Genomic DNA, 19,145 nt, shown 5'->3' on the forward strand with positions numbered 1-19,145 from the left:
GGAATCCGCATTCGTCCAGGAGCAGTTCGTCCAGGAGCAGTTCGCCGAGGAGCAGGAGTACGTCTCGATGCTCTACACCCGGCTGGACGAGATGCGGGAGCGGGCCCGCGATCACCTGACCGGCACGTGGCGGCAGTCCGGCGGCACACCGCAGGCACGGTCGCACCGGGACGCGTCGGCCCGGGCGTATGCCGAGCGGGTGGCCCGCTACGACGCCGTCGAGGCCGGCCTGTGCTTCGGACGCCTCGATCCCCGCGACGGCGGCGCCCTCCACATCGGCCGGATCGGCATCCACGACGCCGACGAGCCGCTGCTGGTCGACTGGCGGGCGCCGGCGGCCCGTCCGTTCTATGTGGCGACGGCCGTCACCTCGTACGGCATCAGCCGCCGCCGCCACATCCGGACCCGCGACCGTACCGTCGTGGATCTCGACGACGAGGTCCTGGACGCCGATGTCGCCGCGGCCGCCGAGGGCCGGGCGCTGGTCGGCGAGGCCGCGCTGCTCGCCGCCCTGGACGCGCGCCGCACCGGCTGGATGCGTGACATCGTGGCGACCATCCAGGCCGAGCAGGACCGGGTGATCCGGTCGGAGTCCGGCGGTGTGCTGGTGGTGCAGGGCGGCCCGGGCACCGGCAAGACGGCGGTGGCCCTGCACCGGGCGGCGTACCTGCTCTACACCCACCGCGAGCAGCTGAGCGCCCGGGGCGTGCTGATCGTCGGCCCGAACCCGACGTTCCTGCGCTACATCTCGCAGGTGCTGCCGTCGCTGGCGGAGACCGGCGTGCTGCTGGCGACGCCGGGCGACCTGTTCCCGGGCGTGTCCGGGACCCGGCCGGAGCCGCCGGAGGCGGCCGAGCTGAAGGGCCGGGCCGAGATGGTGGACTTCCTGATCGAGGCGGTGGCCGCGCGGCAGCGTGTCCCGCAGTCGCCGATCGAGATCGAGGTGGACCGGCACGTGGTACGGCTGGACCGGTACGACACCGAGGTGGTGCGCCGCCGGGCCCGGGCGTCGGGGCTGCCGCACAACCTGGCCCGGCCGATCTTCGTGGCCGGGGTGCTGGACGTGCTGGCCCGCCAGGTGGCCGACCGGATCGGCGCGGACCCGTTCTGGGACGACCCGCTCGGCGCGGACGACGCGCTGACCTCGCCGAACGTGCTGGACGACGCGGATCTGGCGGACATCCGCGCCGACCTGGCCGCACTGCCCGGGGTGCGGGCGGCGCTGGACGAGCTGTGGCCGGCGCTCACCCCGGAGCGGTTCCTCAGCGATCTGTGGGCGACGACCGGCAGCGACCCGCTGCGACGGGCGCCGGGCGGCGGCTGGAGCGCGGCCGACGTGCCGCTGCTCGACGAGGCGGCCGAACTGCTCGGGGAGGACGACTCGGCGCGCCGGGCCCGGGCCGCCCGGGATCTGCGGCGGCGGCTCGACTACGCGCAGGGTGTCCTGGACATCTCGGCGGGCTCGATGTCGTACGAGGCCGAGGACGACGAGGAGGCCGAGATCCCGAACGCGGCCGACGTTCTGGAGGCCGCCGTGCTCGCCGAGCGCTACGCCGACCGGGACTCACGGTCGGCCGCCGAGCGGGCGGCGGCCGACCGGCGGTGGGCGTTCGGGCACGTGATCGTGGACGAGGCGCAGGAGCTGAGCCCGATGGCGTGGCGGATGCTGATGCGGCGATGCCCGAGCCGGTCCATGACGATCGTCGGTGACCTGGCCCAGACCGGGGCGCGCGGGGGTGCGGACACCTGGTCGGCGGTGCTCTCGCCGTACGTCGCCGATCGCTGGCGTCTCGCGGCGCTGACCGTGAGTTACCGGACCCCGGCCGAGATCATGGCGTACGCCGGCCGCCTGCTCGCCGACGCCGACCCGCCGATCGACCTGCCGCACCCGGTCCGCTCGTCCGGCGTCGAGCCCCGCGAGGTGACCGGCACTGTCTCCGACCTGGCCACGCTGGTCGCCCAGGCGTCGGGCAGTCTCGCGGTGATCGTCCCCCGGGCGCGGCTGGCCGAGGTCGCCGCCGCGGTGCCCACGCTCGGCCGGGACCTGGACGAGCCGGCCGTGCTGCTGACCGTGACGCAGAGCAAGGGCCTGGAGTTCGACGACGTGATCCTGGTCGACCCGGAGCTGATCCGCGCGGAGTCGCCCCGGGGCGTCAACGACCTGTACGTGGCCCTGACCCGCGCCACCCAGCGCCTCACCGTCCTCCGGCCGGCCCGCTGACGACCGGCCGGGCTCACGACCGGACGCGTGGCGTGTGCCGGCGGTACGCGCTGACCGTCGGGTCGCCGGTGATCCAGAACCGCCACGGCACGTCGTGGGCCGAGGTCACGCCGACCCGTGGCCCCGCCGAGACCGGTCCGGCCGGCTGGTCCGGCGGGGTGAGGGTGGCCGGGCCGCCGCCGAGCACCGAGGTGTCGTTGGCGGCCCGGTTCAGGTCGAGCACCTGCATGAGCTTGGCCGGCCCGGCGGCCAGGTCGCTGTCCCGCCGGGCCGCGGGGCGCCGGGCGCGGGCGGTCTCGACGCCGTCGACTACAGCGCCGGCGCGCAGCAGCACGGCGGCGGCCCGGCCGGACTCCCCGCAGACGACATTGGCGCAGAAGTGCATGCCGTAGATCTGGTAGACGTACAGCCGGCCGGCCGGGCCGAACATCACCCGGTTGCGGTCGGTGACGCCGCGGTGGGCGTGGCTGGCCGGGTCCTCGCCGAGCCCGCTGTACGCCTCCACCTCGGTCAGCCGCACGGTCACGCCGTTGGCGGTGAGCCGCCAGCCGAGCAGCAGCCGGGCCGCTTCGTCGACGCGGGACGCGGGCAGTTCCAGCCAGGGGAAGGTCACCCGGCAAGCCAAGCACACCCGGTTGCGGTCAGTGGCGCTGGTTCCATCGATCGGCTTGCCGCTGGGCCTCCGCGCGGCTCGGCCAGACGGCGGGAGCCAGGTTCGCGGCGGGCCGCTCGATGGCACGCAGCACGGCCCGGTTGTAGATCATCCGTACCCGGAAGGCGGTGAGATGACGGCGGGGCACCGCGATCCGGATGAGCCGGCGGTCGCGGCCGTGATGGTGCCCGACGGCGAGCACCCGGTCGCCGCCCTCGGCCGGGCGTGGCGGCAGCACCCACAGGCGGGCACGCGGATTGAAGTGTTTGATGCCGGCGACGTCCGCGACGACGCACCAGCCCAGAGGTTCGGCTTCGGTCTCCGTCGACATGGGCTAGATGATCTCCGCAGGTCAGCGGGGTGGCAATAGGTCTAACGGGTGGGACAGGAGCCGCCGGGATCGGTGGCGCCGAGGATCCGCCGCCCGATTTCCTGGAGCTGGCGGACCTGGGCCTTGGTGAGGGTGTCGAAGACCAGCGTCCGCACGTTGTCCACATGGCCCGGCGCGCTCGCGACGACCTTGTCCCAGCCCTCGTCGGTGAGGCTGGCGAGGGTGTAGCGGCCGTCGGTCGGGTCGGGGGCGCGGCGCACCCAGCCGCGTTTCTCCAGCCGGCCGACGGCCTGGGAGAGGCGGGCCAGCGAGCCCTCGGCGAGGACCGCGAGGTGGCTCATCCGCAGGGTCCGCCCGGGCGCCTCGGAGAGGCCGGCGAGGATCCCGTACTCGAAATGGCTGAGGCCGGCGTCGCGCAGCAACTGCGCGTCGAGGGCCGCGGGCAGTCGCATCAGGACACCCATCAGGGTCATCCAGGTGGCGAGTTCGTCACTGGTCAGCCAGCGTGGCTCAGGTGTCTCCACGACCGCATCCTACCCGTTCAGATCACTTGCATGTTTAAGTCATCGGGCCTACCGTTCACTCAATCGTTTAACTGAACTAGTGAGTCGAGGACTTATGAACATCGTCCTGTGGGTCATCGCCGGCCTGCTCGCCGCCGCCTTCCTGGGCGCCGGCGTGATGAAGCTGAGCCAGCCGAAGGAGAAGCTGGCCGCCTCCGGCATGACCTGGACCGAGGACTTCAGCGCGGCCGCGGTCAAGGGCATCGGCGCGGTGGAGCTGCTGGGCGCGATCGGCCTGATCCTCCCGGCCGCCCTCGACGTGGCCCCGATCCTGGTGCCGCTCGCCGCCACCGGCCTGGCGCTGGCCATGATCGGCGCGATGGTGGTGCACGTGCGGCGCAAGGAGCTCGCGACGATCGCCCCGAGCGTGGTGCTGTTCCTGCTCTCCGCGATCGTCGCCTGGGGCCGTTTCGGGCCGTATTCGTTCTGACACCGACCGTGCGAATCCCTGTTCACATCGATATAGTTCGTCGCCTTGGGCAGCGGAGCCGGGGCGGGGAGCGGCGGCGGGCGGGGAGCGGGTCATGGAACGGGCAGGGGAGAGGCCGGAGCTGCCGGACGAGACGGGACTCGGCGCGCGGCTGGTCGCGCTCGGCGGGCTCGAGCTGGGGGAGTTCGACGCCGGCCGCTCCGGCCCCGCCGGCGTCTCCGCCGCGGCCGGCGCGCCCGTCGTGCGTACCACGTCCGATGAGCGAGCCGCGCGGCGCCGGACCCGCCTGATCTCCGCGGCCGTCGCGGTGGCCGTGCTCGGCTTCTTCGGCGCCGCCGCCCATCTGTTCGTCAACGTCGGCGGCACGTCGCCGGCGGCGCCGCCGCCTCCCCGCAGGCCGTTGCCCGCGGTCTCGGTTCCGGCCGCGGCCGGTCCGCAGCCTGTCGATCAGGGGGTACGCGTCGAGGACGACCTGCATCGGGTCTGCGAGGACCGGTTCTACCCGTCCGCGCCGAAGCTGCGCGGCGACACCCCGCATCCGATTCTGATCAGTGAGGACGGCGGCCCCGAGGTCGGCTACCGGACCACCCGCACCCTCAATCAGGCGGCCTTCGCGGGTTCCGCCGCCCAACGCCGCGCGTGGGCGCCGGAGCCGGTCCGTGCCCAGATGGTGGCCTGCCTGGACCTGACCGGCCCGGGCGGCCGGATCCGGGACTGCAAGGCCGGCTCGCGCTCGTTGCCGCTGGTCGAGGGGAAGTACCGGCTGACCGTCTACGAGGTGTCCACCCACCGCAAGGTGGCCGAGCGGACGCTGACCGGCGCCGACCGGGCCTGTCCGTTCGTGATCCTGAGCAGCGCCGGTGACACCCTCTTCAGCGCGGTGCGCGACCGGCAGTTGTACGACGTGCTGCGCGAGCGCGTCGAGGGCTGAGCCGTTCAGCGGGCCGTGGTGTCCGCCCAGCCGAGGAATCGCTCGTAGAGGTCGGCGGGCGGTCCGCCGGTGCCCGCGGCGAGGTCGTCGATCGCCTCCAGCATGCACGAGCCCAGGTAGATCGCGAGGCCGTGCGGGAAGTTCTGATACTGCTCGGCCAGCTCGACCTTGGCGGTGGCGCACGGCCACGGTTCGCCGCAGACCCGGCAGTCCCAGGACGGGCGCTCGCCGACGTGCTCGGTCCGCGGTACCAACATGCCAAACCTCACCATGTGCGATTCGTCGACTACACAGTGGAGCCTTGCGTGCCTTAGGCTCGGTCTCAAGCCGGTTCGGCGAGAATCCCAGAAATGGATTCCCGCTGTCTCGCACGGGGCGTTCCGATCGTCTCGTTCGAGACGACCGGACAGTCGGCGGACGGTGCGGGGGACGGCAGAGCATGACCGAGACGGGTTCCACCGTTCCACGACGGCAGGTCGGCCGGCTGCTCCGGCAGCTGCGCGAGCAGGCCGGCATCTCGCTGATGGCCGCGGCCGGCGAACTGGAGTTCTCCCGCGCCCGGATGTACCGGATCGAGAACGGCGAGGTCCCGGTCCGCAAGCACGACGTGATCGCGATGTGCGGCGTCTACTCCGCGCCCGGCCACATGACCGAGGTGCTCATCGGGCTGGCCGCCGAGTCCAAGGCGAAAGGCTGGTGGCACGCGTACGGCGACGTCGTCCCCGCCTGGTTCGAGCTCTACGTCGGCATGGAGCAGGCCGCCTCCCGCCTGCGGTCCTATGCGCCGGGCGTGATCCCCGGACTGCTGCAGACCAGGGAGTACGCGGAGGCGGTTTTCCGCAGCTGGCATGCCGACGACGACGCGGTCGGCAGCGCCGTGGCCGTCCGGCTGGAACGCCAGTCGCTGCTCAGCCGCCGCCTGCCCGAGGCGCCCCGGCTCGACGTGATCGTCGACGAGGGGGTGCTGCGCCGGGCCATCCCGGACACCCTGGGCATGCAGAAACAGCTGGCCCACCTGGTCAACATGTCGACCCGGCGCAACATCGGGGTCCGGGTCGTCCCGTTCGCGGCCGGCCCGCACAAGGCGGCCAGCTCCGGGCAGTTCACCATCCTGGAGTTCCCGGCCGTGGGCACCGCGTCCCCCGAGCCGGCCACCATCTACTGCGAGAACCTCACCGGCGCTCTCTACCTCGATAAGCTCACGGAGGTGGAGACGTATGAGTCGATCTGGGACGGGCTGGAGGCGGTCGCGCTCGACCAGCCCGGTTCCGACGACCTCATCCGCACGATCATCGAGGAGAGCGATGGCTGACCTGACGGGTGCCGTCTGGCACAAGAGCACTCGCAGCGGAGGCAACGGCGGCGACTGCGTCGAGGTGGCGGTCAATCTCCCCGGCATCGTGGCGATCCGCGACACCAAGGATCCCGGCGGCGCCACCCTCATCGTCGGGCGGGCCGGGTGGGCCGCGTTCCTGGCCGGGGTGCGCGACGGCGAGTTCGACTCTTAGAAGTCGGTGAGCCGAACCTTAAGGAATCCTTTCCGGTGCTGCCGGCGGCCGGGCCCTCGCTCATAGTGATGGGGCGTCGTCCTGCCCCTGCTCACCGAGGTGAATATCCGTGTCGCTCTCCGCCGCTGCCCGATTCCGTTACACCCTGGCAGCGGGGTCGACAGCCGTCGTCATCGGCGCCGGATTCATGGTGGTGGGGCTCACCCGCGACGACGCCGAGACGCCCGCCCCCACCTCCGTCAGCGCACCGCTCGCCGCCGCGCCGTCCCCCGGCGAGAGCACCGACGACGTGCTGACCGACCCGGCCGCCACCGGCCCGGCCGGATCACCGAGCGTGAGCGCTCCGGCGTCGCCGTCACCGTCCCGGTCGGCCAGTCCCAAGGTCACCGTCAAGAAGACGACCAGCCCGTCGGCGAGCAAGAAGGCGACAGCGGGCGCGGCGAGCAAGAAGACGACCGCGCCGGTCACCTCCGGGTCGGTCGCCGAGCAGGTGCTCGCCCACATCAACGACGCCCGCGCCGACGCCGGGCTCGAGGCGCTCACCCTCGACGCCGACCTGTCCAAGGCCGCGGCCCTGCACACCCAGCTGATGATCGACGGGTGCGGGCTGTCCCACCGGTGCTCCGGCGAGGCGGACCTGGGCGACCGGTTCACCGCCCAGGGCGTCTCGTGGCGTGGCGCCGCCGAGAACATCGGCTACGGCTCCAGCGGCAGCAGTGACGCGGCGAAGGTGCAGGCCGCCAACGGGCTCACCGACTCGATGCTGGCCGAGGTGCCGCCGAACGACGGGCACCGCAAGAACCTGCTGAACGGCTCCTACACCCGGATCGGGCTGAGCATCGTCCGCGACGCCAAGGGCATCACCTGGATGACCCAGGACTTCGTGGGGTAGGGGATCACGGCCCTGTCGCCGGTGGGCGCATCGGCCCGTAGGGTGGCCCGGTGCTCGAAATCCTGAAGGCCTTCCTCCGGCGGCTCCTCGGCCAGGCGGAGCGGCCGGCATCCCCCTCGTCGCGGCCGGACGCTCCGGCCGTACCCAAGAAAATCGCTCCGAAGCCGCCGGCGCCGAAGCCCGCCCCACCCCCGGCGAAGGCCGCGCCCGCCCCCGAGGCGCCTCCGGCGAAGCCGAAGCCGGCCGCCCCGAAGCCCGCCGCCCCGAAGGCCGCCGCCCCGAAGGCTGCCGCGCCGAAGCCCGCGGTGGTCAAGCGGGCCGTGCCGAAGCAGGGCCGGCACCTCGCCTACGCGCCCGACCTGGACGGCGACGCGGACCCGGGCGAGATCGTCTGGACCTGGGTGCCCTATGAGGACGACCCGGCGCAGGGCAAGGACCGGCCGGTCCTGGTGGTGGGCCGGGACGCCCGGACGCTGCTCGGCCTGATGCTCTCCAGCCAGAGCGAACGGGACGGTCAGCGGCACTGGCTGGCGCTGGGCCCCGGCGAGTGGGACCGCGACGCGCGGCCCAGCTGGGTGCGCCTGGACCGGGTGCTGGAGGTCGACGAGGACGGCATCCGCCGGGAGGGCGCGATCCTGGACCGGCCCCGTTTCGACCGGATCGCGGCGATCCTGCGGCGCAACTACGGCTGGCCGTGAGGCCCGGATAGCGTTGGGCCATGAATGACGTCATGACCGGTTTCGGTGGCAAGCAGGCGTGGCTGGCGGTCGCCGGCGACGATCCCGGCGCGGTGCTCACGGCGCTCGGCCTGCGTGATCTCGGGACCGTGCCGTGGCGCGACGGGCTGGACCTGGCGCATCTCACCGACGACCGGGTCGCGGTGACCCCGTCGCTGCCCGGCGCCCGGGGCCCGTGGGTGCTCGCCGTCGGCCGCGCGCTGATGACCCCGCCGGACGTGGTGGCGCTCTCCGCGCGGCTCGGCGCCGAGGTGCAGTTCTTCGCCACTCACCGGGTCACCGAGCTGCACCGGTGGCAGCGTGCCGAGTCGGGTGACCTGCTTCGCGCGTTCGGGTATGTGGGGCAGACCGGTGAGGTGACGTCCTGGTTCGGCGAGCCGGACGCGGCCGAGCGTGCCGCCGGGCTGCCGGCCGAGCTCGACGAGGAGACCTCGGTGCTGGTCGCCGAGGGTGACGTGTTCCGGGTGGCCGGCGCCTGGAGCATCGATCCGACCATGTTGTCCGGGCGCGCGCCCGGCCCGCTGCGCCTCGGCGCGACGGACTGAGCTTGTTGGAGGCGACGTGCGCAAGTACGTGATCATGGGCGTGCAGGGCAGCGGCAAGGGCACCCAGGCCAAGATGCTGCGGGAGGACCTCGACCTGGTGCACATCAGTGTGGGGGACATCTTCCGCTGGCACGTGCGCCAGCACACCAAGATGGGCGCCCAGGTCAAACGCATCATGGCGGCCGGCGAGCTGGTCAGTGACGAGCTGGTCGAGGAGGTGGTGCGCCGCCGGATGGGCATCCACGACTGGAACTACGGCTTCATCATCGACGGGTTCCCCCGTAACGGGCGGCAGGCCGAGTTCTTCATGGAGAGCTACGACATCGACGCGGTCATCCACCTGGAGCTGCCGGACGACGAGGTGCGCCGTCGGGTGCTCAGCCGCCGGCTCTGCCCGAGCTGCGGCATGGACTACAACCTGATCGCCGACCGCCCGGAGCAGGAGGGCCGCTGCGACATCTGCGGCCACGAGCTGATCACCCGGGCCGACGACACCCCGGAGGCGCTGGAGTCGCGGCTCACCGACTACCACGAGAAGACCCGGCCGGTGCTGGAGCTGTTCCGGCGCAAGGAGGTCGTGCACGACGTGGACGGCCGTCCCCCGGTCGACGAGGTGCAGCAGGCCATCCGCAAGACCCTGGGGCTGCCCGCGTACCGCGGTTAGCGCTCGCCGGTTCCCCGCCGGCATGAAGGACCCCTCGCCCGGGTAGGGGCGATCGATCAGACGGGCGCGGCCCCACCGAGAGGTGGGGCCGCGCCCGTCTGCGTTGTGGGGCTCAACCCAAAGCGGACGGAACCGGAAACCAACACAACCGGACTTTCCTATTTGGGCCCGTTTTGAAGCCAAAGATCCTGCGAATTTAAGAGACCGAAATCTCTTCGACATATTGCGCTCGGGCAGAACCGGGCGTAAACAAAGACAAAGCCAAAACGAACCAGGCGGGTGAGCAAGGATGTACGCGGAGGAACGCCAGCAGGAGATAGTCCGGCGGGCCCGTGCCGAGGGCCGGGTGGACGTCGTGGCGCTGGCCGAGACCTTCGGGGTGACGGCCGAGACGATCCGCCGCGACCTGACGGTGCTGGAGCGCTCCGGTGTTCTGCGCCGGGTGCACGGCGGCGCGATCCCGGTCGAGCGGCTCGGCTTCGAGCCGGCTCTGGCCGCCCGCGACGCGGTCCTGATCAGTGAGAAGGAGCGGATCGCCAAGGCCGCGCTCGCCGAGGTCCCGGAGGACGGGGCGATCATCCTGGACGCCGGGACGACCACGGCCCGGCTGTCCCAGCTGCTGCCGGCCGACCGCGAGCTCACCGTCGTGGTGAACTCGCCGGTGCTGGCCGCCGCGCTCGGTGTCAAGCCCAACCTGACGGTCCTGCTGCTCGGCGGCCGGGTCCGGGGCAAGACGCTGGCCACGGTGGACGACTGGGCGCTGCGGCCGCTCGCCGACATGTATGTGGACGTCGCGTTCATGGGCACCAACGGGTGCACCGTCGAGCGTGGCATGACCACTCCCGACCCGGCCGAGGCGGCGGTCAAGCGGGCGATGATCGCCGCGGCCCGCCGGGTGGTGCTGCTCGCCGATCACACCAAGATCGGCAATGATTACCTGGCGAAGTTCGGTGCGCTCACCGACCTCGACCTGCTGATCACCGACAACGGGCTCGACCACGACCTCGCCGCCGAGGTGGAGGCCACCGGCGTCCGGGTGGTGAAGGCATGATCCTCACTGTCACTCTCAACCCCAGCGTCGACCGGGCGCTCGAGGTCGACGTCCTGGTCCGCGGCGAGGTGCTGCGAGCCGCCGACTCCCACATCGACCCGGGCGGCAAGGGCGTCAACGTGTCCCGGGCGCTGCTCGCCAACGGGGTCCGTTCCACCGCTGTCGTGCCGACCGGCGGCGCCGAGGGCGAGCAGCTCGTCGACCTGCTCAACGCCGAGGGCGTCGACCTGCTGTCCGTGCCGATCGCCGGCCGGACCCGTTCCAACATCACCGTGGCCGAGCCGGACGGCACGGTCACCAAGATCAACGAGGCCGGCCCGGTCCTCTCCGACGCCGAGTTCGCCCAGGTCAGCAAGGCCGTCCTGGACGCCGCGGCGCAGGCCGACTGGGTGGTCATCTGCGGCAGCCTGCCGCCCGGCCCGGGCATCGACGCCTTCACCGACCTGTGTTCCCGGCTGGTCGGCGCAGGCTACCGGCTGGCCGTCGACAGCAGCGGCCCGGCCCTGCTGGCCGGCGTCGCCGCCGGGGCCGCCCTGGTCAAGCCCAACCGCGAGGAGCTCGCCGAGGCGGTCGGCGCGGAGCCGGCCACCCTCGGCGACGTGATCGAGGCCTGCCGCCGGCTGCGCGCGGCGGGCGCCGGCGCGGTCCTGGCCAGCCTCGGCGCCGACGGCGCGGTCCTGGTCGACGCGGACGGCGTCCTGGCCGGCGCCTCCCCGGTCAGCGTGCCGCGGAGCACTGTCGGCGCGGGCGACGCGATGCTCGCCGGCTTCCTGGCGGCGGGTGCGCGCGGCGCCGAGGCGCTCACCGAAGGGCTGGCGTGGGGCGCGGCCGCGGTCTCGCTGCCGGGCAGCCGGATGCCCACCCCCGCAGACCTCGACCGTACGCAGGTACGCGTCACCCCCGACCCCGACCCGTCCCGTCCCCTCCACTCCTGATCCCCCGGCCGGTGCGTCAGCGCCGATCGGCCAAACCCCCTCAATCAACTCTCCACACCGAAATGGAGATCCTCATGGCCTCTTCGTACACACCCGAGGTCAGCGGAACCGGATTCCGGGCCCGCGTCCAGAAGCTCGGCGGATACCTCGCCGGGATGGTGATGCCCAACATCGGGGCCATCATCGCCTGGGGTCTGATCACGGCGCTGTTCATCCCGGTCGGCTGGCTGCCGAACGAGAGCCTGGCCGAGCTCGTCGGCCCGATGATCACCTACCTGCTGCCGGTCCTGATCGGTTACACCGGCGGCCGGATGGTCCACGGTCAGCGCGGCGCTGTCGTCGGCGCCACCGCGACCATGGGTGTCGTCGTCGGCGCCGACGTGCCGATGTTCCTCGGCGCGATGATCATCGCCCCGCTCACCGCCTACGTCCTGAAGCTGTTCGACAACGCCATCGAGGGCAAGATCAAGCCCGGCTTCGAGATGCTCGTCGACAACTTCTCGGCCGGCATCATCGGCGGTGGCTTCGCGATCCTCGGCAAACTGGCCATCGGCCCGGTCGTCAACTCGCTGACCACGGCGGCCGGCAACGGCGTCGACTGGCTGCTCGACCACAGCCTGATGCCGCTGGTGTCGATCCTGGTCGAGCCGGCCAAGGTGCTGTTCCTCAACAACGCCATCAACCACGGCGTGTTCAGCCCGCTCGGTGTGCAGCAGGTGGCGGAGAGCGGCAAGTCGATCCTGTTCATGATCGAGTCGAACCCCGGCCCCGGCCTGGGCCTGCTCCTCGCGTACTTCTTCTTCGGCCCGAAGTCGCTGCGCCCGACCACCCCGGCCGCGATGATCATCCACTTCTTCGGCGGCATCCACGAGATCTACTTCCCGTACGTGCTGATGAAGCCGCGCCTGATCCTGGCCATGATGGCCGGCGGCATGGCCGGTGTGGCCACCTTCATGATCACCGGCGCGGGCACCGTCGCCTCCCCGGCTCCGGGCAGCATCTTCGCCTTCTTCGCGGTCACCGCGAAGGGCAGCCACTTCGGGATGATCCTCGGCGTCATCATCGCCGCCGCGGTCACCTTCGGGGTCGCCTCCCTGCTGCTCGGTTTCGGCAAGCTCAAGTCCGACCAGGAGCCGGAGGAGAGCATCGACGGCGTCGAGGCAAGCCACAAGGAAAACGCGTAACCACCGCGTAACCACCACAGGAGAGAAGCGATGGCAACCATCAACGGCAAGGACATCCACAAGCTCGTCGTCGCCTGCGACGCGGGAATGGGCAGCAGCGTGATGCTGGCCAGCACCCTGCGCAAGCAGCTCGGCAAGAGCGGGGTAACGGTCGAGCACACCCCGGTGAACTCGATCCCGGCCGACGCCGACGTGGTGGTCTGCCACAGCGGCCTCGCCGCCCGGGCGCGGTTGGTGGCGCCGGACAAGCCGATCGTCCCGTTCCAGATCTTCCTCGGCGACCCGGCCGTGACCCGCGTGGTCAAGGCCATCCAGCAGGGGACCGATCTCAATGTCTGACCAGTTGCTCGACCCCCGGGCCATCCGGCTCGGGGAGACGGCCGCGGGCCGTGACGACGCGATCCGTCGCTGCGGCGAGGTCCTGGTCGAGATCGGGGCCGCGGAACCGGGCTACATCGACACGATGCTCGCCCGGGAGCAGTCGATCTCCACCTATGTCGGCGAGGGGGTCGCCATCCCGCACGGCACCCTCGCCGGCAAGGACCTGGTGAAGCGGGACGCCCTCGCGGTGCTGCGCTTCCCGGAGACCGTCGACTGGGACGGCGAGCCGGTCACCCTGTGCGTGGCCATCGCCGCCCAGGGCGACGGCCACGTCGAGCTCCTCGCCGCTCTCGCCGAGATCCTGCTCGACGAGGACCAGGCCCGCGAACTGCGCGAGGCCACCGAACCCGAGACCGTGATCCGGCTGCTCGGGAGCATCCAGGAGGAAGCGAAACAATGAAGGTCGTACGATTCCACGCCCCCGGCGACGTCCGTTTCGAGGACGCGCCGGAGCCCGAGGCCGGCCCCGGTGAGGTCAAGATCCGGGTCCGGAACTGCTCCACCTGCGGCACCGACGTGAAGATCTCGAAGTTCGGCCACCACCACATCCACCCGCCGCGGGTGATGGGCCACGAGATCGCCGGTGAGATCGTGCAGGTCGGTGAGGGTGTAGACGGCTGGTCCGCCGGCGACCGGGTGCAGGTCATCGCCGCGATCCCGTGCGGCGACTGCCCCGAGTGCGTGCGTGGCCGGATGACCATCTGCCCCAACCAGGTCTCGATGGGCTACCACTTCGAGGGCGGCTTCGCCCAGTTCATGGTGGTGCCCAAGGAGGTCCTGAAGGTCGACGGCCTGAACCGGATCCCGGAGGGCGTCTCGTTCGCCGAGGCCTCCGTGGCCGAGCCGCTCGCCTGCGCCCTGAACGCGCAGAACCTGGCCCGCGTCGGCGAGGGCGACGACGTCGTCGTCATCGGCTCCGGCCCGATCGGCTGCCTGCACGTCCGGCTGGCCCGGGCCCGCGGCGCCGCCCGCGTCTTCCTGGTCGAGCTCAGCCGGCAGCGCCTGGAGATGGCCGCCAACCTGGTCAAGCCGGACGCCGCGATCTGCGCCGGCGAGGTCGACCCGGTCGAGGAGGTCCTCAAGCTCACCGACGGCCGCGGCGCCGACGTGATCATCACGGCGGCCGCCTCCGGCAAGGCGCAGGAGCAGGCCATCCAGATGGCCGCCCGGCAGGGCCGGATCAGCTTCTTCGGCGGCCTGCCGAAGGACAACCCGACCATCACCTGCGACTCCAACCTGGTGCACTACCGGGAGCTGACGATCGTCGGCGCCAACGGGTCCAGCCCCGCGCACAACGCGGAGGCCCTCAACCTGGTCGCCACCGGCGCCGTGCCGGTCGCCGACCTGATCACCCACCGCCTCCCGCTGGAGAGCGCGATCGACGCCTTCGGCATCGTCGCCCGCGGCGAGGCCATCAAGGTCACCATCGAGCCCTAGTTAGGAGATCTCCATGCCCACGCGCACGGTGACCGTCGGTTCCAGCAGCGGCCTGCACGCCCGCCCCGCGAAGATCTTCGTCGAGGCGGCCGCCAAGGCCCCGGTCAAGGTCACGATCCGGTCCGGCGACCGCAAGCCGGTACCCGCCAAGAGCATGCTGTCGGTGCTCGCCCTCGGCGCCAAACAGGGCACCGAGGTGATCCTCGAGGCCGAGGGCGAGGGCGCCGACGAGGCCCTGGACAGCCTGGCCGAGCTGCTGGCGAAGGACCTGGACGCCGATGCCTGAGGTGCTCACCGGCATCGGGGTGTGCGCCGGGACGGCCGCCGGTCCGCTGTTGCGGATCGCGGCCGCTCCGGCCCTTCCGGCCCCCGTCCCGGTCACCGACGCCGCCGCCGAGTACGGCCGGGCCGAGGCCGCGCTCGCCGAGGTGGTCGCCGAGCTGGGCCGCCGCGCCGACCGGGCCACCGACGCCACGGTCGCCGAGGTGCTGCGGGCCGAGGCGCTGATGGCCGACGACGAGGAGCTGCGCGACGGCGTCCGCGAGCTGATCGACGAGGGGCACGACGCCCCGCACGCCATCGACGGCGCCTTCGCCACCTTCCGGGAGGCCTTCGCGGCGGCCGGCGGCTACCTCGCCGAACGCGTCGCGGACCTGGACGACCTGCGCGACCGCGCGGTGGCGGTGCTGCTCGGCCTGCCGATGCCGGGCGTGCCCTCGCCCGGCCACCCCTACGTCCTCGCGGCCCGCGACCTGGCCCCGGCCGACACCGCGGACCTCGACCCCGACCAGGTGATCGGCCTGGTCACCGAGGTCGGCGGCCCGACCAGCCACACCGCGATCCTGGCCCGCGCGCTCGGCCTGCCCGCGGTGGTGGCCTGCCCCGGAGTGCTGGCCGTGCCGGACGGCACGCTGGTGCTGCTCGACGGCGCGTCCGGGCAGCTGCGGGTGGGCGTCTCCGAGGCCGAGGCGACGGCCGCGGCACAGAGCGCGGCCGAGGTGGCTGCCGCGGCGTCCACGCTGACCGGTCCGGGCGAGACCTCGGACGGGTACGCCGTGAAGCTCCTCGCCAATGTCGGTTCGGCCAAGAACGTCCCGGCCGCTGACGAGGCGCACGCGGAGGGGATCGGCCTGTTCCGTACCGAGCTGCTCTTCCTCGACCGGGCCCAGGAGCCCACCCTGGACGAGCAGATCGCCGCCTACCGGGACGTGTTCACGGCTATGGCCGGGCGGCGCGTCGTCATCCGTACCCTCGATGCCGGCGCCGACAAACCGCTGCCGTTCCTCAACCAGGACGGTGAGCCCAATCCCGCGCTGGGGGTTCGTGGCCTGCGGGTGGCGCGGCAGCGCCCGGACGTGCTGACCACGCAGCTCGCCGCGATCGCCGAGGCCCGGTCGCAGACCGGCGCCGACGTGTGGGTGATGGCGCCGATGGTGTCCACCCTGGACGAGGCGACCGGTTTCGCGGCCGCGGTGCGCGAAGCGGGCCTGCCCAAGGCCGGCGTCATGATCGAGGTTCCGGCCGCCGCGCTGCGGGCCGCCGACCTGCTCCGGGTGGTCGACTTCCTGAGCATCGGCACGAACGACCTGAGCCAGTACACGTTCGCCGCCGACCGGATGTGCGGCGATCTGGCCGACCTGCTCGACCCCTGGCAGCCGGCGCTGCTCCAGTTGATCGGCGTCTGCGGTGCGGCCGGCCGGGCGGCCGGCAAACCGGTCGGCGTGTGCGGGGAGGCGGCCGCCGATCCGCTGCTCGCCCCGGTGCTGGTCGGGCTCGGGGTGACCAGCCTGTCGATGTCCCCGCGGGCGATCGGCCCGGTCCGGGCGGCTCTCGCCGCGCGCACCGAGGCGGAGTGCCGGCGGCTCGCCGAGCTGGCCGTGGCCGCCCCGGACGCGGCCGAGGCCCGCAAGCGGGCGATGTGAGATCAGGGCCTCCCCCTCCCCCCGGGGGAGGCCCTCCTCGTCAGCTGAACGGGAAGCCCGGCGGGAACACCGGGGTGGGAAACGTCTCGGTCTTGCGGATGACCTCGAACAGCAGCGGCGGCGCGCCCGGGGTGTCCGAGTAGGTGACGATCCGCTTGTGGCCGCCGTCGCGGTAGGTCACCGTCACCTCGTACCGGTAGCGGCCGGACCGGTCGGCCGGCACGTAGCGGGGCCGCAGCCCCCGGAACGCCCGGCTGGAGGCCATCCGCAGCACCTCGACCGCCTCCCGGATGCCGCCGGACACCTGGAAGACCGACATGTTCCACCCGCCGCGGGTACGCTCGACCGACACCTGAACGGCCTGATGGCCCAGCGTGGCGCCGGCGGCGGACGGATGCGCCGTGACCGCGGCGAGACCCAGCAGCAGGGCCACGCCACGCGAAATGATCATCCGGCCACTTTATCCGTAATGTCCCATTTCGACCGGTCAAAACGCGTTCAAGTCGTACCCTCGTTTCTCCAGCTTCGACTCCAGCACGTGACACACCTGCTCCACCACGGCGAACCGGGCATACGGCTTGTCGTCCCCGGCGATCACGTGCCAGCGCGCCTTCGGCCGGTCGGTCCGGTCGATCATCTCCTCGACCGCGGCCTCGTACTCCGCACGCTTCTCCCGGTTGCGCCAGTCCTCGTCGGTCAGCTTCCACTGCCGCAACGGATCGTCACGCCGGCTCTCGAACCGCTTCAGCTGCTCCGCGTCCGACACGTGCATCCAGAACTTGATCAGGATCATGCCCTCCGCGGTCAGCGTCCGCTCGAACTCGGCGATCTCGTCGTACGCCCGCCGCCACTGCTCGTCCGTCGCGAAACCCTCGACCCGCTCCACCAGCACCCGGCCGTACCAGGACCGGTCCAGCACCGCCATCCCGCCCTTGCCGGGCAGCACGTTCCAGAACCGCTGCAGGAAGTGGTGCCGCTTCTCGTCATACGTCGGCGCGGCGAACTGCGCCACCCGTACGTGCCGGGGATCCAGCGGCGCCACCAGCCGCTTGATCGCGCCGCCCTTGCCGGACGCGTCCCAGCCCTCGAAGACCACACACAACGGCGGCCCGATCCTCTTCTCCCCGATCTGACCGCCCAGCAGCAGCCGCAACCGCAGCAACCGCTCCTGCGCCGCCTCCAGCCGCGCCTCGGCCTTCTTCTTGGAGATCTCGAACGGTGGATTGGCGGAACCCAGATGACCCATCCGCCCAGCATGGCCAATCCACTTGTGATCCGCACCGGGGGATGCGGGAGAATCCGGGTGTGACTTTCGTAGACGACCTGCTGTGGCGCGGACTGATCCAGGACTCGACCGACCCCGACGAGCTGCGCAAGAAGCTCGACGGCGGCTCGATCACGTTCTATGTGGGCTTCGACCCCACCGCCGCCTCGCTGCACGTCGGTCACCTCATGCAGGTGTGCACCGCCCGCCGCCTCCAGCTCGCCGGCCACCGCCCGCTGCTGCTCGTCGGTGGCGCCACCGGGCAGATCGGCGACCCGCGCGAGTCCAGCGAGCGCAGCCTCAACCCGCCCGAGGTGGTCGAGGGCTGGGTGCAGCGCATCCGCACTCAGCTGTCCCCGTTCGTCAGCTACGACGGCGACAACGCGGCCACCCTCGTCAACAACCTCGACTGGACCGGCCCGATGTCGGTCGTCGACTTCCTGCGCGACGTCGGCAAGCACTTCCCGGTCAACAAGATGCTGGCCCGCGACGTGGTGCGTAACCGGCTCGAGAGCGGCATCAGCTTCACCGAGTTCAGCTACCAGCTGCTGCAGTCCAACGACTTCTACCAGCTGCACGTCCAGCACGGCTGCGAGCTGCAGTTCGGCGGCTCCGACCAGTGGGGCAACATCACCGCCGGCGTCGACTTCGTCCGGCGCCGGGGCGCCGGCCCGGTCCACGCCTTCGTCACCCCGCTCGTCCTGAAGTCCGACGGCACCAAGTTCGGCAAGACCGAGGGCGGCGCCGTCTGGCTCGACCCGACCATGACCACGCCGTACAGCTTCTACCAGTTCTGGATCAACAGCGACGACCGCGACGTCAACCAGTACCTTCGCTACTTCAGCTTCAAGTCCCGCGAGGAGCTGGAGGAGCTGGAGAAGGCGACGGCCGAGCGGCCGCAGGCACGGCTCGCGCAGCGAGCCCTCGCCGAGGAGCTCACCGCCCTGGTGCACGGTCCCGAGGAGGCCCGGCAGGCGATCGCCGCCAGCCAGGCCCTCTTCGGGCGAGGTTCGCTGGACGAGCTGTCCGCGGACACGTTGCGCGCCGCGTTGTCCGAGGCAGGCCTTCTGGAGGTACGAGGTGAGCTCCCGGCCGTGGGAGTGCTGCTGAAGGACGCCGGTCTCGTGGCCTCCGCCAACGAGGCCCGCCGCACGATCGCCGAGGGCGGCGCCTACCTGAACAACGAGCGCATCACCGACTCCGAGGCCGTCGTCCCGGCGTCCGCGCTGCTGCACGGCCGCTTCCTGGTCCTGCGGCGCGGCAAGCGCACCTTCGCCGGCGTCGAACTGCTGCCCTGACCTGCTGTTTCGTGGCCCCGGTGCTCGTCGTCGAGCACCGGGGCCACAGCTTTTCCGGGTGTGACCGGGGTCGCGGGACCCCGATTTGGAGTTGCCGGGGTGGACGAGTAATGTTTACCGAGCCGCCAGGGAGACGGGCGAGCGAGCGGGACCCGGTTCAGGGGCCCGGCGCGGCCGTCCTGGAGGAACCCAAAGCATT

24 protein-coding genes are annotated in these 19,145 nt (G+C 71.9%); 18 read left to right on the forward strand and 6 right to left on the reverse strand.

Going from position 1 to position 19,145, the window contains the following annotated elements; genetic code table 11:
- Positions 1 to 67: 67 nt before the first annotated feature.
- Positions 68 to 2,221 carry a HelD family protein gene (locus BM290_RS42715; protein ID WP_093621736.1) on the forward strand — a complete coding sequence of 718 codons (2,154 nt, stop codon included), beginning with the start codon at positions 68 to 70 and terminating at the stop codon, positions 2,219 to 2,221.
- Positions 2,222 to 2,234: 13 nt separating this feature from the next.
- Here the strand turns inward: BM290_RS42715 and BM290_RS42720 are convergent, their stop codons facing one another.
- The 3 genes from BM290_RS42720 to BM290_RS42730 are packed head-to-tail and all read right to left on the reverse strand — an operon-like array spanning position 2,235 to position 3,677.
- The gene (locus tag BM290_RS42720) at positions 2,235 to 2,834 is read right to left on the reverse strand and encodes a DNA-3-methyladenine glycosylase (RefSeq protein WP_093621711.1); all 600 of its coding nucleotides are present in this window, start codon (positions 2,832 to 2,834) and stop codon (positions 2,235 to 2,237) included.
- 28 nt (positions 2,835 to 2,862) lie between these two features.
- Positions 2,863 to 3,204 (reverse strand): hypothetical protein, encoded by a 342-nt coding sequence (locus BM290_RS42725; RefSeq protein ID WP_093621712.1) that lies wholly within the window; start codon positions 3,202 to 3,204, stop codon positions 2,863 to 2,865.
- A 41-nt stretch (positions 3,205 to 3,245) separates the two neighbouring features.
- Positions 3,246 to 3,677, reverse strand: coding sequence for a MarR family winged helix-turn-helix transcriptional regulator (locus tag BM290_RS42730; RefSeq protein ID WP_093621737.1), 432 nt, complete (start codon positions 3,675 to 3,677; stop codon positions 3,246 to 3,248).
- 145 nt (positions 3,678 to 3,822) lie between these two features.
- Between BM290_RS42730 and BM290_RS42735 the strand changes: the two genes are divergently transcribed.
- Together BM290_RS42735 and BM290_RS42740 are read left to right on the forward strand one after the other, a co-directional pair.
- On the forward strand, positions 3,823 to 4,197 hold the full coding sequence (locus BM290_RS42735) for a DoxX family protein (protein WP_093621713.1): 375 nt from the start codon (positions 3,823 to 3,825) through the stop codon (positions 4,195 to 4,197).
- A gap of 94 nt (positions 4,198 to 4,291) precedes the next feature.
- Positions 4,292 to 5,128, forward strand: a complete 837-nt coding sequence (locus tag BM290_RS42740; RefSeq protein ID WP_093621714.1) for a hypothetical protein — start codon at positions 4,292 to 4,294, stop codon at positions 5,126 to 5,128.
- 5 nt (positions 5,129 to 5,133) lie between these two features.
- Here BM290_RS42740 and BM290_RS42745 read toward each other — a convergent pair whose 3' ends face one another.
- Positions 5,134 to 5,385 (reverse strand): hypothetical protein, encoded by a 252-nt coding sequence (locus BM290_RS42745; protein WP_093621715.1) that lies wholly within the window; start codon positions 5,383 to 5,385, stop codon positions 5,134 to 5,136.
- 182 nt (positions 5,386 to 5,567) lie between these two features.
- On the opposite strand from BM290_RS42745, the gene BM290_RS42750 reads away from it, so the two are divergent.
- From BM290_RS42750 to ptsP, 14 genes are all read left to right on the forward strand, one after another.
- On the forward strand, positions 5,568 to 6,440 hold the full coding sequence (locus BM290_RS42750) for a helix-turn-helix domain-containing protein (RefSeq protein ID WP_093621716.1): 873 nt from the start codon (positions 5,568 to 5,570) through the stop codon (positions 6,438 to 6,440).
- The gene (locus tag BM290_RS42755) at positions 6,433 to 6,636 is read left to right on the forward strand and encodes a DUF397 domain-containing protein (RefSeq protein WP_093621717.1); all 204 of its coding nucleotides are present in this window, start codon (positions 6,433 to 6,435) and stop codon (positions 6,634 to 6,636) included. Before BM290_RS42750 ends, BM290_RS42755 begins: the two co-directional genes overlap by 8 nt.
- Before the next feature lie 109 nt (positions 6,637 to 6,745).
- Complete coding sequence (locus BM290_RS42760) at positions 6,746 to 7,528, forward strand: CAP domain-containing protein (protein ID WP_093621718.1); 783 nt, start codon at positions 6,746 to 6,748, stop codon at positions 7,526 to 7,528.
- A gap of 305 nt (positions 7,529 to 7,833) precedes the next feature.
- Complete coding sequence (locus BM290_RS42770; protein WP_373871150.1) at positions 7,834 to 8,226, forward strand: type II toxin-antitoxin system PemK/MazF family toxin; 393 nt, start codon at positions 7,834 to 7,836, stop codon at positions 8,224 to 8,226.
- A gap of 20 nt (positions 8,227 to 8,246) precedes the next feature.
- Entirely contained in the window at positions 8,247 to 8,810 is a 564-nt protein-coding gene (locus tag BM290_RS42775; RefSeq protein ID WP_239144085.1) for a hypothetical protein, read from the forward strand.
- Positions 8,811 to 8,826: 16 nt separating this feature from the next.
- Positions 8,827 to 9,474: an adenylate kinase family protein gene (locus BM290_RS42780; RefSeq protein ID WP_093621719.1), complete on the forward strand. Its 648-nt coding sequence runs from the start codon at positions 8,827 to 8,829 to the stop codon at positions 9,472 to 9,474.
- 289 nt (positions 9,475 to 9,763) lie between these two features.
- Positions 9,764 to 10,525, forward strand: a complete 762-nt coding sequence (locus BM290_RS42785; protein WP_093621720.1) for a DeoR/GlpR family DNA-binding transcription regulator — start codon at positions 9,764 to 9,766, stop codon at positions 10,523 to 10,525.
- Positions 10,522 to 11,460 carry a 1-phosphofructokinase gene (gene pfkB / locus BM290_RS42790; protein ID WP_093621721.1) on the forward strand — a complete coding sequence of 313 codons (939 nt, stop codon included), beginning with the start codon at positions 10,522 to 10,524 and terminating at the stop codon, positions 11,458 to 11,460. Before BM290_RS42785 ends, pfkB begins: the two co-directional genes overlap by 4 nt.
- A gap of 74 nt (positions 11,461 to 11,534) precedes the next feature.
- Positions 11,535 to 12,644 (forward strand): mannitol-specific PTS transporter subunit IIC, encoded by a 1,110-nt coding sequence (mtlA, locus tag BM290_RS42795; protein WP_093621740.1) that lies wholly within the window; start codon positions 11,535 to 11,537, stop codon positions 12,642 to 12,644.
- Positions 12,645 to 12,674: 30 nt separating this feature from the next.
- Positions 12,675 to 12,983, forward strand: a complete 309-nt coding sequence (locus BM290_RS42800) for a PTS sugar transporter subunit IIBC family protein (RefSeq protein WP_093621722.1) — start codon at positions 12,675 to 12,677, stop codon at positions 12,981 to 12,983.
- A complete protein-coding gene (locus BM290_RS42805) occupies positions 12,976 to 13,425 on the forward strand; it encodes a PTS mannitol transporter subunit IIA (RefSeq protein ID WP_093621723.1) in 450 nt (149 codons plus the stop codon). Before BM290_RS42800 ends, BM290_RS42805 begins: the two co-directional genes overlap by 8 nt.
- Positions 13,422 to 14,462 carry a zinc-dependent dehydrogenase gene (locus tag BM290_RS42810; RefSeq protein WP_093621724.1) on the forward strand — a complete coding sequence of 347 codons (1,041 nt, stop codon included), beginning with the start codon at positions 13,422 to 13,424 and terminating at the stop codon, positions 14,460 to 14,462. Before BM290_RS42805 ends, BM290_RS42810 begins: the two co-directional genes overlap by 4 nt.
- 13 nt (positions 14,463 to 14,475) lie before the next feature.
- Positions 14,476 to 14,748 (forward strand): HPr family phosphocarrier protein, encoded by a 273-nt coding sequence (locus BM290_RS42815; protein ID WP_093621725.1) that lies wholly within the window; start codon positions 14,476 to 14,478, stop codon positions 14,746 to 14,748.
- Entirely contained in the window at positions 14,741 to 16,384 is a 1,644-nt protein-coding gene (gene ptsP, locus BM290_RS42820; protein WP_093621726.1) for a phosphoenolpyruvate--protein phosphotransferase, read from the forward strand. Before BM290_RS42815 ends, ptsP begins: the two co-directional genes overlap by 8 nt.
- A 40-nt stretch (positions 16,385 to 16,424) precedes the next feature.
- Here the strand turns inward: ptsP and BM290_RS42825 are convergent, their stop codons facing one another.
- Both BM290_RS42825 and BM290_RS42830 read right to left on the reverse strand, forming a co-directional pair.
- Positions 16,425 to 16,835, reverse strand: a complete 411-nt coding sequence (locus BM290_RS42825; protein WP_093621727.1) for a hypothetical protein — start codon at positions 16,833 to 16,835, stop codon at positions 16,425 to 16,427.
- 36 nt (positions 16,836 to 16,871) lie between these two features.
- The gene (locus BM290_RS42830) at positions 16,872 to 17,630 is read right to left on the reverse strand and encodes a polyphosphate kinase 2 family protein (protein WP_093621728.1); all 759 of its coding nucleotides are present in this window, start codon (positions 17,628 to 17,630) and stop codon (positions 16,872 to 16,874) included.
- A 59-nt stretch (positions 17,631 to 17,689) separates the two neighbouring features.
- Here BM290_RS42830 and tyrS point away from each other — a divergent pair, with 59 nt between their 5' ends.
- Positions 17,690 to 18,946, forward strand: a complete 1,257-nt coding sequence (gene tyrS / locus BM290_RS42835) for a tyrosine--tRNA ligase (RefSeq protein WP_239144086.1) — start codon at positions 17,690 to 17,692, stop codon at positions 18,944 to 18,946.
- Positions 18,947 to 19,145: the final 199 nt, after the last annotated feature.

This window comes from Actinoplanes philippinensis, assembly GCF_900113015.1.
GTDB classification, from domain to species: Bacteria; Actinomycetota; Actinomycetes; order Mycobacteriales; family Micromonosporaceae; genus Actinoplanes; species Actinoplanes philippinensis.

Coding starts and splice junctions, on each gene's coding strand:
- BM290_RS42715 (WP_093621736.1), top strand. CDS start 68: ATGCTCTACACCCGGCTGGACGAGATGCGGGAGCGGGCCCGCGATCAC.
- BM290_RS42725 (WP_093621712.1), bottom strand. CDS start 3,204: ATGTCGACGGAGACCGAAGCCGAACCTCTGGGCTGGTGCGTCGTCGCG.
- BM290_RS42730 (WP_093621737.1), bottom strand. CDS start 3,677: ATGACCCTGATGGGTGTCCTGATGCGACTGCCCGCGGCCCTCGACGCG.
- BM290_RS42735 (WP_093621713.1), top strand. CDS start 3,823: ATGAACATCGTCCTGTGGGTCATCGCCGGCCTGCTCGCCGCCGCCTTC.
- BM290_RS42740 (WP_093621714.1), top strand. CDS start 4,292: ATGGAACGGGCAGGGGAGAGGCCGGAGCTGCCGGACGAGACGGGACTC.
- BM290_RS42745 (WP_093621715.1), bottom strand. CDS start 5,385: ATGTTGGTACCGCGGACCGAGCACGTCGGCGAGCGCCCGTCCTGGGAC.
- BM290_RS42750 (WP_093621716.1), top strand. CDS start 5,568: ATGACCGAGACGGGTTCCACCGTTCCACGACGGCAGGTCGGCCGGCTG.
- BM290_RS42755 (WP_093621717.1), top strand. CDS start 6,433: ATGGCTGACCTGACGGGTGCCGTCTGGCACAAGAGCACTCGCAGCGGA.
- BM290_RS42775 (WP_239144085.1), top strand. CDS start 8,247: ATGAATGACGTCATGACCGGTTTCGGTGGCAAGCAGGCGTGGCTGGCG.
- BM290_RS42785 (WP_093621720.1), top strand. CDS start 9,764: ATGTACGCGGAGGAACGCCAGCAGGAGATAGTCCGGCGGGCCCGTGCC.
- pfkB (WP_093621721.1), top strand. CDS start 10,522: ATGATCCTCACTGTCACTCTCAACCCCAGCGTCGACCGGGCGCTCGAG.
- mtlA (WP_093621740.1), top strand. CDS start 11,535: ATGGCCTCTTCGTACACACCCGAGGTCAGCGGAACCGGATTCCGGGCC.
- BM290_RS42800 (WP_093621722.1), top strand. CDS start 12,675: ATGGCAACCATCAACGGCAAGGACATCCACAAGCTCGTCGTCGCCTGC.
- BM290_RS42805 (WP_093621723.1), top strand. CDS start 12,976: ATGTCTGACCAGTTGCTCGACCCCCGGGCCATCCGGCTCGGGGAGACG.
- BM290_RS42810 (WP_093621724.1), top strand. CDS start 13,422: ATGAAGGTCGTACGATTCCACGCCCCCGGCGACGTCCGTTTCGAGGAC.
- BM290_RS42815 (WP_093621725.1), top strand. CDS start 14,476: ATGCCCACGCGCACGGTGACCGTCGGTTCCAGCAGCGGCCTGCACGCC.
- ptsP (WP_093621726.1), top strand. CDS start 14,741: ATGCCTGAGGTGCTCACCGGCATCGGGGTGTGCGCCGGGACGGCCGCC.
- BM290_RS42825 (WP_093621727.1), bottom strand. CDS start 16,835: ATGATCATTTCGCGTGGCGTGGCCCTGCTGCTGGGTCTCGCCGCGGTC.
- BM290_RS42830 (WP_093621728.1), bottom strand. CDS start 17,630: ATGGGTCATCTGGGTTCCGCCAATCCACCGTTCGAGATCTCCAAGAAG.